Origin of the sequence: [Actinomadura] parvosata subsp. kistnae (assembly GCF_900323885.1) — a bacterium.
GTDB lineage: Bacteria > Actinomycetota > Actinomycetes > Streptosporangiales > Streptosporangiaceae > Nonomuraea > Nonomuraea composti.
Genome location: NZ_OOHJ01000032.1, coordinates 1 through 12,471 on the forward strand (window position 1 = coordinate 1; position 12,471 = coordinate 12,471).

The following is a 12,471-nucleotide window of genomic DNA, read 5'->3' on the forward strand; positions in this document are numbered from 1 at the left end:
GTCGTGGTCTTGCCAACTCGCGGCCATGACGGCGACTGTGACAAGCAGGCCGGTGTCGGTGATGATGAACCGCTTGCGGCCGTTGACCTTCTTGCCCGCGTCCGTAGCCGCGACTGTCGCGGCCCACGGTGTCGGCGCTTTTGAAACTCTGGGAGTCGATGATGCCCGCCGCCCGGCTCGTCCTCGCGTCCGACCTGGCGGCAGGCCTTGATGCGCAGCTCGGTCAGAGGCGCCTCGGTGACGCTGGCCTGTTCCCCCACTGCTGGAAGTACCACTACACGGTCTGCCAGGGCGGCAGGTCGGTGGGCAGATACCGCCACGGGTAGCCCGAGCGCACCACGTACAAGATGGCGTTGACGATCTCCCTACGCTGATGCTTCTCGGGACGCCCGCCGGTGTTCGGCTCGGGCAGTAAGGGCTCGATCAGCTCCCACTGCGCGTCGGTCAGATCTGAAGGGTAGCGATCAGCGGGCATCCGCCTACCCTGACGACGCTTCAGCGCTCGTCGTCACACCGCCACGCCGAACATGAACGATCTTCTCAAACACGCACTTAGAAAGTGGTCATGAGCATGCCCCACCGCACCGTGCCGATCGACGGACTCGACGTCTTCTACCGCGAGGCCGGCGACCCGTCCGCCCCCACCCTCGTGCTCCTGCACGGCTTCCCCACCTCGCCGGCGGCCTACCAGGAGCTGATGGCCGCGCTGTCCGGCGAGTTCCACCTCGCCGCGCCCGGCTACCCGAGCTTCGGTCACAGCTCCGCCCGACGCCGACGCGTGGGAGTACACCTTCGACCAGCGCGCCGACGTGGTGGACCGACTGCTCGACGCCATCGGCGTCACCAGGTACGCGATCTCCGTGCACGACTACGGCGCACCGGTCGACTTCCGCCTCGCACTGCGCCACCCTGAACGGAGCACCGGCATCGTCAGCCGGAACGGCAACGCCTACGAAAAGGACCTGACCGCGTTCTGGGAGCCGTTCAAGACGGCATGGGCCGACCCACCGCAGGCCAACACCGACGCCCTGCTCGGTTACTACACCCGGGAGGCCACCCATTGGCAGTACATGCACGACGTGCGCGACACCACGCTCGTCAACCCGGACAAGGCGGCCCTGGATCAGGCCGTGGTCGACCGGCCGGCAGCCACGCCATCCAGCTGGCCCTCTTCCTCCACTACGCCACCAACCCGCCGTAGTACCCGCGCCGGCAGGAGTACCTGCGCACCCACCAGCCGCCGCTGCTGGCCGTCTGAGGCCGCCACGACGAGACCTTCGGACCGGACGGGGCGCTGGCCTTCACCCGCGACGCGAAGAACGCCCGCGTTCAACTCCTGGACACCGGCCACTTCGCCCTGGAGACACGTGGCCCGCAGATCGCGGCCCTGGTCCGCGACTTTCTCCGCCGCCTGCCGGATTGGTCCCGCCAAGCTTGGCAGGGCGATCGGATTCGGCGATAACCCGGTTTTCCCGGCGCTGACGGTGATGCCTCCGGCGCCGTTGTGGAGGGCTTACTCACCGGACAGGTCCGGCTGCCGTCCGGTAATAGGGATGAAACCCGCCCGACGCCTCCCTGCTCACGGCGTTTTTGTGAATGGGCCATGCCGCTTCGTCGTTTTCGGCGGCGGCACTGAGCAGGGAAAAGGACCGGGCCGCGAATTCGGACCGGCCATTTGATCACCCTCCCCGGCGACATTACAGTTCCATGACTGTCGGGATATCCGAGCAGTAAGGGAGTCGCCATGCTGGCGTACACAGAGCCGAAAGTTGAGGTCCTGGGGGCGGTTGAGGAGCTGACGCACCTGGGCTTCATCCTGCTCAGTGACAATCCGGCCCACCGCACACTGCTGATCTGATTCCTTCTCGATCCTCTTCCCGGAAAACCGATTTCCGGGAAGAGGATCGAAACGGCTCGGCGCATTCCGGAAAACTGAAGAGGAGAGGTCGCGGCAGTGGCTGTGGTGCTGACAGGAGATTATCCGGGGTGTTACGGCGACGTGCGGCTGGGCCGGCCCGTCACGTACGAGTGCCGCCCCTACGGGGAACGCCTTTCCCGCCCCGGAGGCGTCGCCGTCCAGTGGACCAGGGCCGGCGCGAGCGGCGTGCCGGCGCCACCGGCGGACGGCGCCGGCCGCCATCTCACGCTGTCCGGTGTCCTGCACGGGCCGGTGACCCGGTCGTGGTCGCGGCGCGTCATCGAGGCGCTGGAAGGCGGCCACGACACCGAGCTGGCCGCCGTCCCCGGGCCGCTCGCCGGCTGCCTGGTCACTGCGGACAAGGTCTTCCTGTTCCGCAACGCGGTGGCCCCCGAAGGGCTGCTGTACCGGCGGGAAGGCTCACGCGTGCGCTGGTCGACCGATCCGCTGGACCTGCTCGACGGAACGCCGGATGACCTGGACGAGCAGGCACTGTGGCGCTGCTGCCGGGGCGACGACGTCTTCGTCTACCGGCATCCGCAGCCCGTAGGCCCCGGCGAGCTGGTCGTCATGGACGCCCGCAGCACCACCCGCCGCGTCTTCGACCGCATCACCCCGCTGGAGCTGCCGCGGCGCACGCCCATGGCGGAGTACGCCGACCTGGCCCACCGCATGCTTCTGGACGCGGTCCGCCCCTACGCCGGGCGCGGCAGGATCGGCATCATGCTCAGCGGCGGCCTCGACTCCTCCGCCGTCCTCACCGCACTGGTCGAGGTGGGCGCCGACGTCGTCGCCTACCACATGCACACGGACGACCCGCTCGCCGACGAGTCCGCGTACGCCCGTACCGTCTGCGACCACCTGGGCGTGCCTTTCGTGGCGGTGCCCACGGAGTCGGGCGAGGGTTACCTGTCGCGGGCTCGGCCGTTCCCCCATCCTTTCGTCGGCTTCGCCTACCGCTGGGTCGAGCAGCTCGCCGAACGCGTCCACGAGGACGGCATCACCTTCCTCACCTGGGGCGCCGACGGCGACCTGTGTTTCGGGCCGTACCGCTACGGCCTGCACGACGTGCTCTTCGGCGACATCGCGCCGCACGAGAAGGCGGCGCTGTGCCGCGGCCTGATCGCCTCCCGATGGGAGCTGTCGCGGGTGCTCAGGAGCGTGCGCAGGTCGTCATCGCTGCTGGACGAGTATCTTCCGGTCGGCGCCAACGCCCGCCCGACCGAGTTCACGGCCCCGGCGCCCGGGGTGCCGGACGACAGGTACGACAGCGACTACTCGGCCAAGGAACACACCATGGACCTCATGCTGTGGTGGCCACGGGGCATCCTGCGCTGCTCGCCCCTGGGCGACCGGCAGATCAAGCGGCTCACCGCGCGCATGCCGCACGCCTACCGGCTGCTGGTGCACCAGGGACGGATGATCCCCAAGCCCGTGCTGCGACTCCTGCTGTCCACCCGCCTGCCGGCCACCGTGTGGCGCAGGTACGGGCGGCTCTGGCAGGACTCGCCGCACAAGCGGTACGCCATCGCCCACCCCCACGTGTTCGCCGGCCTGATCGGCACCCCGCAGTCTCAGCTCGTGACCAGGGGCATCGTCGATCGGAGCCGGCTGGCCGCGGTTCTGGCCGAGCCCGCCTCGCTGCGCCGCCACAGCGAGACCCTGATCTGCGCCGCCATGACCGAGTTGTTCCTGCGCGATCACGCCGCCCTGACCAGAGAAGGTGGGACATATGCCGATACTGCGACTGGCTGAGCACGCGGTCTTCGACGACACCGACGACGCGGGCGTCATCCTCGACAACCGGCAGGGGGTGTACCTGAGCCTGAACGGCGTCGCCACGGTCATGCTCAGGGCCGCCCTGCGCCACGAGACGCTCGACGAGCTGATCGCTGAGCTGCAGGGCCGGATCGACGCGCCCGAGACCACCCTCAGGGCCGGGTACGCCAAGCTGGTCTCCCAGCTCGGCGACCAAGCCCTGCTGGCCGGAGCGGAGGAACGGCGATGAAGGACCGCCGGCTGGAATGGGAGTTCTTCCTCGGCGACCTCGACCCGTCCACGCTGCCTCCGCGCACCCCGCCGCGGCTGCGCGGCCACGCCATGGCCCGGACCGCCGCGGCCCTGTGGACCTATAACCGCCACGGCTGGCCGGCGGCCCAGCGGTACCTGCGCGAGCTGGCCCCCGCCCGCGGCTCGGCCCGCATCGCCCGGCTTCCCGAAGCCACCGCGGTCCGACTGGCCCGCCGCGAGGTCCTGTTCTGCCAGATGGTGACGCGCGTGCTCGCCCCCGACGGGCAGTGCCTGCCCCGCTCCTTCGCCCTGGCCGTCCACCTCAACGCGCTCGGGCTGCCCGCCCAGGTCATCGTGGCCAGGGGGCGCACCGTCTCCGTTCCTCGCAACGCCTTCCACTCCTGGACCGAGTTGTACGGCCACGTGCTCAACGACAACCCGGACGTGCAGCTCGGGTACGCCGTGTTGCAACGGGTGCGGTCCGGCCGCCTCGGCGAGGCGCGCCGGCCGGTCCGTACGTGAAGGCGGACGCACCCGTAAGTGTCCTACGGCGGGCAGTTACCTCGCGCCTGCTCCGGGAGCAGCATCGGTGGGCGCGGCACTCGACCCGACGACGATCGCAAGGGAGCGCCCATGAGCATCACCTCGAGAAGATCGGCTCTGGCGGGCCTGGCGGCCGTGCTGCTCTGGGCGGTGCTCCCGTCCGGTGCGGGTGCGCAGAGCGGCGCGGCGTACGGCTGAACTCCGGTCGGCACCGTGGACCCGCAGTGCGGGTGCCCGACGGTAACCCGCACACCTGCCGACTGCGCTTCCACCTCAACACCACCAACGCCGCCGCCACGCAGTACCAGCTCATCACCCCGAACGGCGGCGGCACGCAGAGCGCGAACGTCTCCGGGGGCGCCATCACGCTCGACTTCACCGTCAGCGTCGACCTGACCGGGACCGGGTGGATGTACTGGTCGCTGAAGAACAGCGGCGGCCACCAGTGGGTCTTCACCTCGTGCGAGATCGACGAGCAGACGCCCTGAGCCGGCGGACGGCCTCGTACGCGATCGACCGCTCGCCACGCGGCCGACGACGGGCTCGTACGGCGGCGATCCGCCGGCCGCCGGGCGCTGATCACGGCGGCGTTCACCGCTCACCCGCGCCCGTCACGTCCGCGGCGGCGTCGCGGAGTGCCTCCAGCACGAGCCCGACTCGTGGCAGGCGGGCGTCGCCGGTGCGGGTGTAGGGCCGCCACCGTGCGGCCGACGCGTTCCGCCAGCGGGTGCAGGCTGATCCCCTCGGTGTCGCGGGGCAGGGCCATGCGAGGGGATGAGCACCGTCCCGGCCTCCGCGGCCACCAGGGCGCTCAGCACGGAGCAGTCGTTGGCGGTCACGATCGGGCGCGGCATGAAACCGGCGGCGCCGCAGGCCCGGCGGGTCATCTCGTGGCAGGAGGTGTCGGCACCGGGCATCAGCCAGCGTTCGTGCGCGAAGTCGGCCAGGTGGACGCTGTCCCTGGCTCAGCCCGCGACAAGCGGCCAGGGCGGCGGGCATGGCGAGCAGCACGGGCTCGTCCATGAGGTGGTGCTGCCGGCATCCGGGGCGGCGGCTCGCTCGGCAGCAGGCTGTAGGCGTGGACGATGGCGATGTCGGCCTCCCGTCGGCGCAGCGCCTCGGCGGCCGGGCCGGGCTCGCACTCGCGGACGCGCCGAGGCCGGCCTGCTCGACGGGCGCCGCGCCACGACAGCCTGGCTCCTCGCCGGCGAGCTGGCCCGCCGCTACCCGGGCATCGACGTGCGTCCCGAGCTCCTGGTCGTCACCGACACCGGGGTGACGACGGCGGCCTTCAGCGCCATGTACGACTTCGCGCTGAATCTCATCCGCCGGCACAGCGGCGCCGGCGTGGCCCGTACGACCGCGCGCGTGGCGCTCGTCGACGACGCGCGCTCCTCCCAGGCCCCCTACATCGACGGGCGCCTGCTGCCCCGGCCCGGCAACGCCTTCTCCCAGCAGGTCATGCGCCGACTCGACCAGAACCTCGCCGCCCGCTACGACCTCGCCGCGCTGTCGGCCGCGTTCCAGGTCAGCACCCGTACGCTGCTGCGCCGCTTCGCCGAGGAGACCGGGCAGAGCCCGCTGGCGTACCTGCAGGCGGCGCGGGTCCGCCGTGCCCGCCACCTTCTGGAGACCACTGACCGCACCGTGGCCGGCATCTCGGCCGCCGTCGGATACGCCGATCCCGGCGCGTTCGCCGCGCTGTTCGCCAGGCACACCGGGCGCCGCCCCAGGGATTACCGCGCGGCCTTCCGCCGCACCAGCCCTGGCTGACGCGTCACGTCACGGCCACAGCTCCTGCCGCCCAGGCGGAACCTTCCTTGAAAGGGTCTTTGCCGTGACTTCAGAGAGCCGCCGGGAACCCGTACTGCGTGATCCACAGGCCGGGGATCACCTCGCGCTCACCGCGCGCACCGAACCCCAGCCGTTCGTACAGCGCCCGAGCCGGTACGTTGTCCCGCCCCGTGGACACCACGATCCGGCGCTCCCCCGCCCTGGCCATGACCTCCTTGACCAGGCTCCGGCCGATCCCTCGCCGCAGCACGTCGGGATGGACGATCAGGCGGTTGATGTCCACCTCGGCGGGCGTCTCCTCCCACGCCACCGCACCCGCCAGCCGGTCGCCCTCGATCCTCGCGACCAGCCACGAGAGGGGCTGGCCGCGCAGGTCGTCCAGGCTCTCGTGCAGGGGCGGAATCCGGTCGTCGCCGATGAGCTCGGCCTCGACGGCGTAGGAGGCATGTTGCAGGGCGAGCAACTGCGCGCCAAGCGGATCGTCGGCCGGGGACACTTCGGTGATGAGCATCGCATCAGTATGACGCCGCCTCCGCCCCCAAGCGGGCCGGTAGTCTCGCGACCCTGGTAGCGCCGGCGACTGGCCGGGAACCGCTGAGGGTCGTCGGCCCGGTGTTACTGGAAGCTTCGTTCGAGGCTCCTGCTCCGCCTGCGCCGCGGGACGCGCCTCGGACAGGCGCCGGCGGCTGAGGGTTCCCTACGTCATGCGATCACCTGGTACCCGAACTGCACGACCAGCCCCTCGGCGCCGGAGCTGCCGAGGACGCGTACCTGGAGGCGTTTGGCGGCCGAGGTGCCATCCACCACGTACGGCGAGGTGAGGGTCGTGCTCTGGAAGGTGGTGGTGGCGGCGATCGCCGGTCCTCCGGCGCTGTCGCCGTCGGCGTCCAGCCGCACCTGGCAGGTTCCCGCGCCGAGTTTTCTGCCGACGCGGACGATGCGGAGCCGCTGGCCGTCGGCGTACAGCAGGTTGGACAGGTCGTGCGGGCCGTCGGTGACGGCGCCGTCGATGCGCGCGGTCAGCCAGCCGTCGATCTGCTGGATGCCCTTGTTGCCGGTGGCGCGGGTCTGGGCGGTCTGCTCGCCGGTCAGGGCGTACGGGCCGGCGTGGTTGCCGTTGAGGTCGTTGGCGCTGATGAGGACGTCGGGTGAGGCGCTGACGATGCCGTAGTCCTGCCGGTTGACGCCGTCGCCGACGAAGCCGCCGATGGCGTTGCCGGTGACGACCACGCGGGTCGCCTGCGCGCGGATGTTGATGCCGGCGCCGTGCCGGTAGACCTGGCCGCTGCCCGTGTAGGTGCCGGGTTTCGCGCCCTTCAGGTCGAAGGCCGTGTCGCTGACCACCTGGATCGTCCAGGCGCCGTCCAGGCCGGTGATCCCGGTGACGGTGACGCGGTCGTCGCTCTCCCAGCCGTGCGGGGCGGAGGTGGTGACGCGGACGCCGCCCGAGCCGTTGCCGGTCACGGCGCTGATCCGGCGGGCGAAGTCGGCGTGGGCCATCCGGCCGTTGTTGCCGATGAGGCAGCCGCTCACGGTGGTCCTGGCGGAGGCGACGTCGATGCCGTTGCGGCCGGCGCCGCGGATGACGCAGCCGGTGAAGGTGACTCCGCCGACGAAGCCGGGCCCGACGCGGACGTTGTCGAACTCGCCGTCGGCGGAGATGTAGGTGTTGGCGAACTGGGCCTGCGCCCCGGCTTCCAGCAGGACGGGCACGCCGTGGCCGTTCTCGAAGCCGCCGCCCTCGAAGTAGACGAACTTCGGCAGCGCCTTGCTGCCGGTGGTGTTGCGCATCCAGAGCCCGTGCCGCCCGAACAGGATGGCGGTCGCGATGAACTTGATCGATCCGCCGAGCCCGTCGATGACCACGTTGTCGGTGACCTTGTTGCCGCTGCCCGCGGCGATGCCGCACTGCACGAACTCGACGGGGTCGGCGCGCTGGTCGTCGGCGGCGCCGTTGAGCAGGATGACCTGGTCGCCGGTGAAGGTGTTCCAGACGCAGTTCTGGAACCTGACCGTGTTGCAGGCGCGCAGCACGAGCCCGTTGTGGCCGTCGCGGAAGCGGGCGTTGGTGAAGGCCAGCATGTAGTTGCCGTCCTCCTTGGCCGCCCCGGCCCGCTCGGTGCGGATCATCGCGCCGCCCTTCAGGTCGAGGCCGCGGATCTGCAGGTTGCGGAAGCCGCCGCCGTGCACGCCGGTCAGCAGGAAGCCGTCGGCGGTTCCGGTCTGGAGCAGGATCTGGGTGCCGTGGTCAGGGCTGTCGGTGTGGCCGGCGCCGTCGAAGGTGATGGGCACGCGCTTGACCGAGATCGTCTTCTTGATGAGCACCTTGCCGGGGCCGATCTCGATCGTGCCGCCGGCGGGCAGGGCGTTGACGGCGTTCTGGAGGCGCCGGCTGTCGTCGTCGGCGCCGGTGCCGCGCCATCCGTACCAGGCCAGGTCCACGGTGGTGGCGACGGGCCGCTTCCACCGGCCGGTGGCCACGCCGGCGACGGCGAAGACGGTGCCGTCGTCGTCGGGCTCGGTGCTGGTCTCGTCCCAGTACAGGTCGCCGCCGCCGCGTCCGGGCGTGGCCGTCACGCCGGGCTCGGCCTGGTGGTAGCCGAGCAGGTGGATCTGCTCGCCCGGCTGGCCAGGGGTGTTGCGCAGGTCCTTGACCCCGGCGATCTGCCGGACGTCGCGTTCGGCGGCCTGCGCGGGTGCGGCGCTCAGCGCCATGGCGGCCGCGCCGCCCGCGCCTAACGCCGACAGGATGCGACGGCGGTCTTCGTTGATCTTCATGTGTCAGCCTTTCACCGCGCCGATGAGGATGCCCTTGGCAAAGTGCTTTTGGAGGAACGGGTAGACGATCGCGATGGGGATCAGGCTCAGCACCAGGATCGCCATCTGCATGGACTGGGGAGGGGGCAGGAAGCCGCCCGACAGGTCCGCCGCGTCGACGCCGAGCGCGCTGTTGTCGATGACGTACGTGCGCAGGACGAGCTGCAACGGCCACTTCTCGGTGTCGTTGAGGTAGAGCATGGCGTTGAAGAACGCGTTCCAGTACGCGACCGCGCTGAAGAGCCCGACGACGGCGATGACGGCCTTGGACAGCGGCAGCACGACGCGCAGCAGGATGCGCAGCTCGCCGGCGCCGTCGATGCGGGCCGCGTCGATCAGCTCGCCCGGGATCTCCTGGAAGAAGGCGCGCATGATGATGATCTGGAACCCGCTGGCCAGCCCCGGCAGGATGAGCGACCAGTAGGAGTCCAGCAGGCCGAGCTGCTTGATCGTCAGGTACATCGGGATCATGCCGGGCGCGAACAGCAGCGTGAACAGCACGGTGAGCAGGATCGGGCGGTGCAGCAGCGAGCCCGGCCGGCTCAGCGAGTACGCCAGCAGCGTGACGCAGGTCAGTGAGAGCAGCGTGCCCGCCACGGTGACGCCGATGGAGACGAGCAGCGCCCGGGTGACGACCCCGCCGGCCAGGATGGCCCGGTAGGCGTCGAGGTTGGGCCGATCGGGCCACAGGACGTAGCCGCCGGTGGCGGTGACCTGTGCCTGGTCGGCCAGGCTGGTGGACAGGACGGCGAGGAACGGCAGGATCACCAGGGCGCAGCAGGCGGCCACGACCACGCCCTTGACGGCACGAACGATCATTTGGTGTAGAGCCCTCTCTCGCCCAGCAGGTGCGCGACCTTGTTGGCGCCGAGCACGAGCACCAGCCCGACCAGGCCCTTGACCAGGCCGACCGCGGCGGCCACGCCCCAGTTGCCGCCGACGACGCCGTAGGTGTAGACGTAGGTGTCCAGCACTTCCGACACCTCCGTGCCGACCATGCCCTGTTGCAGGATGATCTGCTCGAACCCGACGGTGAGCACGTCGCCGAGCTTGAGGATGAGCATCAGCACGATCACGCCGCGGATGCCGGGCAGCGTCACGTGCCAGAGCTGGCGGGTCTTGGAGGCGCCGTCCATGGCGCTGGCCTCGTACAGCTCGGGGTCGACGCGGGAGAGCGCGGCCAGGAAGATGATCGTGCCCCAGCCGGCGTCCTTCCAGATGACCTGCGAGGTGATCAGGGCCAGGAACAGGTCGGGGTTGCCGAGGAGCGGCAGCGTGGCCAGGTCGTGCCCGCGCAGGAACGTGTTCAGCAGGCCGGCGTTGCCCAGCATGTGCTGGAAGATCGCGACGACGACCACCCACGACATGAAGTGCGGCAGGTAGAGGATCGACTGGGCCAGCCGCTTGACCCGCGGCCCGGCCAGCGAGTTGAGCAGCAGCGCCAGCGCGATCGGCACGGGGAAGACGAAGACGATCTGCACGAGCGAGATGACGAGCGTGTTGACCAGCGCGTTGAGGAACGCCGGGTCACCGTTGAAGATCACCCGGAAGTTCTCGAAGCCGACCCATGGCGCCTCCCAGATGCCGAGGAAGGGCTGGTAGTCCTTGAAGGCGATCACGTTGCCGAGCATCGGCACGTAGTGGAACAGCAGGATCACGAGCAGGCCCGGCACGCCGAGCAGGAGCAGCAGCCCGTCCCTGCGCAGCCGGGAGAGCTTCGGTGCGGCGCGCCGCGGCGGGGCGGCCGGGCGCGCGGGCGGGGATTTCACGTCGAGTGCCATCGCTCAGTCGCCCTTGGCCAGCGCGGTCTCGTAGTCGCGGCGGATCTGGTCGCCGCCCTGGGCGCGCCACTGTCTGACGACCTCGTCCCAGTGACTGACGGGCTTGCGGCCGGAGACGATGTCCAGCTCGGCCTGATCGATGATCTTGGCGAGGGTGCCGTTCTTGTTGACGGCGGTCTCGGAGTAGAGGGCGGCGGCCGGGTTGCGGACGATCGTGGGCACGACCCGCTCCTGGTAGGCGCGCTGCGCGTGCACCCGTGCGCGGGGCCGGGGGCCGAGCACGTGGGGGGCGTCGGCGATGTACTCCAGGGGGAGCTTGACCTCGGCCTTGCCGAGGCTGGTCGGCTCGGGTGTGCCGTCCTTCATCGTGTAGTGGGTGCCCTCGATGCCGAACTTGCGGAACATGTACTCGCTCGTGCCGAGCGGCGCGCTCAGCCAGTCGCAGATGCGCAGCAGCTTGGCCAGCCGGTCGCGTTCTGCCTTCTTGAACGCGGTGATGGCGAAATATGCCTGGCCCGCGCGGGCAGGGCCCGGCGAGACCACGGCGCCGACGTCCACCTTGTAGGTGTCGGCCAGGATGTCCCAGGCGGCGTAGCCGTCGGCGTTGAGTGCGATGGTGCCGTTGCCGAACAGGTCGCGCAGGTTGAGCTTGCCGCCGATGGCGTCGGGGTGGAACAGGCCGGCCTTGACCATCTCGGCGGTCTTGGCGATGGCCTCCTTGCGGCCCTCGACCTCGTGTTCCGAGGTGAACGTGCCGCCCTGCTCGCGCCACGTGTTCGGCACGCCGAGCATGGTGCCGACGTAGGTGATGACGCCCTTGGCGCTGCCGAACGCCCACCGGTTCCTGGCCGGGTCGGTCAGGCCCTTGGCCAGGGCGAGGAAGTCGTCGTAGCTCTTGGGCTCGCCGCTCAGGCCCCGTTCGGCGATGAGGTCGGAGCGGGCGAACATGATCGTGCCGACGATGGCGCGCGGGATGGGGATGGCGTACACGCCGCCCTGGTAGGCGGTGGCCAGCCACGAGTCGCGCGGGATGTTGGCGAGGAACGGGTAGGTCTTGACGGCGTCGCCGGAGACCAGGTCGCTGAGATCGGCGCACAGGCGGGTGAGGATCTGCGAGCGGTTGGCCAGGGTGGCCGACAACATGAGGATGTCGGGCAGGTCGCCACTGGCGATGACGGTGGACAGCTTGCTCACGTAGTCGGCGGCGGGCGCCATGGTGATGTTCAGCGTGGCGCCGAGCCGGGTGTTCAGCTCCTGCCAGAATCGGTTGGCGCCCGCGCCGGGTGGCACCGGGTTGAACATGTTGGTCAGCACCTTGACCTCGCCCAGCCCTTCGCCGGGCTTGTCGGTGAACGCGGTGACGGGCTCGGCGGGGTAGGAGTAGTAGGCGGCCAGCACGCCCTCGGCGGTGGCCGGCAGGTCGGGTTTGACGAGGCTGGACGGGACGTACGCGGGCATGACCGCCTTGCGCGTCCCGGCCTGCGGGCCCGCCTGGGGTGAGGACGGGCCGCAGGCCGTCAGCAGGCCGCCCGAGGCGGCCAGCAGAGCGGTGCTCCCGGTGAGCTGGAGGAACTGGCGCCTGCTGTGACGCGCGTCAGACATGGCCTT

General features: G+C 70.4%; 12 protein-coding genes and 2 pseudogenes. 6 read left to right on the forward strand and 8 right to left on the reverse strand.

The window, feature by feature from the left end; genetic code table 11:
- Positions 1–191 (reverse strand): annotated as a pseudogene (locus KIS93_RS69470) (transposase); the annotation flags it as partial.
- Between the two features lie 86 nt (positions 192–277).
- Positions 278–469 (reverse strand): annotated as a pseudogene (locus KIS93_RS60500) (transposase); the annotation flags it as partial.
- A 340-nt stretch (positions 470–809) separates the two neighbouring features.
- On the opposite strand from KIS93_RS60500, the gene KIS93_RS60505 reads away from it, so the two are divergent.
- The 5 genes from KIS93_RS60505 to KIS93_RS60525 all read left to right on the forward strand — a co-directional run bounded on the left by KIS93_RS60505 (position 810) and on the right by KIS93_RS60525 (position 4,959).
- Positions 810–1,679: an alpha/beta hydrolase gene (locus KIS93_RS60505; RefSeq protein ID WP_230466147.1), complete on the forward strand. Its 870-nt coding sequence runs from the start codon at positions 810–812 to the stop codon at positions 1,677–1,679.
- A gap of 275 nt (positions 1,680–1,954) precedes the next feature.
- Positions 1,955–3,673, forward strand: a complete 1,719-nt coding sequence (locus tag KIS93_RS60510; protein WP_155127042.1) for an asparagine synthase-related protein — start codon at positions 1,955–1,957, stop codon at positions 3,671–3,673.
- Positions 3,651–3,926, forward strand: a complete 276-nt coding sequence (locus KIS93_RS60515) for a PqqD family protein (protein WP_080038499.1) — start codon at positions 3,651–3,653, stop codon at positions 3,924–3,926. Before KIS93_RS60510 ends, KIS93_RS60515 begins: the two co-directional genes overlap by 23 nt.
- On the forward strand, positions 3,923–4,450 hold the full coding sequence (locus tag KIS93_RS60520) for a lasso peptide biosynthesis B2 protein (protein ID WP_080038498.1): 528 nt from the start codon (positions 3,923–3,925) through the stop codon (positions 4,448–4,450). Before KIS93_RS60515 ends, KIS93_RS60520 begins: the two co-directional genes overlap by 4 nt.
- Positions 4,451–4,701: 251 nt before the next feature.
- Entirely contained in the window at positions 4,702–4,959 is a 258-nt protein-coding gene (locus tag KIS93_RS60525) for a hypothetical protein (protein ID WP_155127039.1), read from the forward strand.
- A gap of 123 nt (positions 4,960–5,082) precedes the next feature.
- Here KIS93_RS60525 and KIS93_RS69475 read toward each other — a convergent pair whose 3' ends face one another.
- Complete coding sequence (locus tag KIS93_RS69475) at positions 5,083–5,388, reverse strand: type 2 periplasmic-binding domain-containing protein (protein WP_080038496.1); 306 nt, start codon at positions 5,386–5,388, stop codon at positions 5,083–5,085.
- On the opposite strand from KIS93_RS69475, the gene KIS93_RS67055 reads away from it, so the two are divergent.
- Positions 5,324–6,244, forward strand: a complete 921-nt coding sequence (locus KIS93_RS67055) for a GlxA family transcriptional regulator (protein ID WP_420895899.1) — start codon at positions 5,324–5,326, stop codon at positions 6,242–6,244. The genes KIS93_RS69475 and KIS93_RS67055 overlap by 65 nt on opposite strands.
- Before the next feature lie 70 nt (positions 6,245–6,314).
- On the opposite strand, the gene KIS93_RS60540 is transcribed toward KIS93_RS67055, so the two are convergent.
- The 5 genes from KIS93_RS60540 to KIS93_RS60560 form a co-directional block, all read right to left on the reverse strand.
- Positions 6,315–6,776: a GNAT family N-acetyltransferase gene (locus KIS93_RS60540; protein ID WP_080038494.1), complete on the reverse strand. Its 462-nt coding sequence runs from the start codon at positions 6,774–6,776 to the stop codon at positions 6,315–6,317.
- A gap of 191 nt (positions 6,777–6,967) precedes the next feature.
- A complete protein-coding gene (locus tag KIS93_RS60545; RefSeq protein ID WP_080038493.1) occupies positions 6,968–9,043 on the reverse strand; it encodes a hypothetical protein in 2,076 nt (691 codons plus the stop codon).
- A 3-nt stretch (positions 9,044–9,046) separates the two neighbouring features.
- On the reverse strand, positions 9,047–9,901 hold the full coding sequence (locus KIS93_RS60550; protein WP_080038492.1) for a carbohydrate ABC transporter permease: 855 nt from the start codon (positions 9,899–9,901) through the stop codon (positions 9,047–9,049).
- Positions 9,898–10,863 (reverse strand): ABC transporter permease, encoded by a 966-nt coding sequence (locus KIS93_RS60555; RefSeq protein ID WP_080038491.1) that lies wholly within the window; start codon positions 10,861–10,863, stop codon positions 9,898–9,900. The genes KIS93_RS60550 and KIS93_RS60555 overlap by 4 nt, the downstream gene beginning before the upstream one ends.
- A 3-nt stretch (positions 10,864–10,866) precedes the next feature.
- The gene (locus tag KIS93_RS60560; RefSeq protein ID WP_080038490.1) at positions 10,867–12,465 is read right to left on the reverse strand and encodes an extracellular solute-binding protein; all 1,599 of its coding nucleotides are present in this window, start codon (positions 12,463–12,465) and stop codon (positions 10,867–10,869) included.
- Between the last annotated feature and the right edge of the window lie 6 nt (positions 12,466–12,471).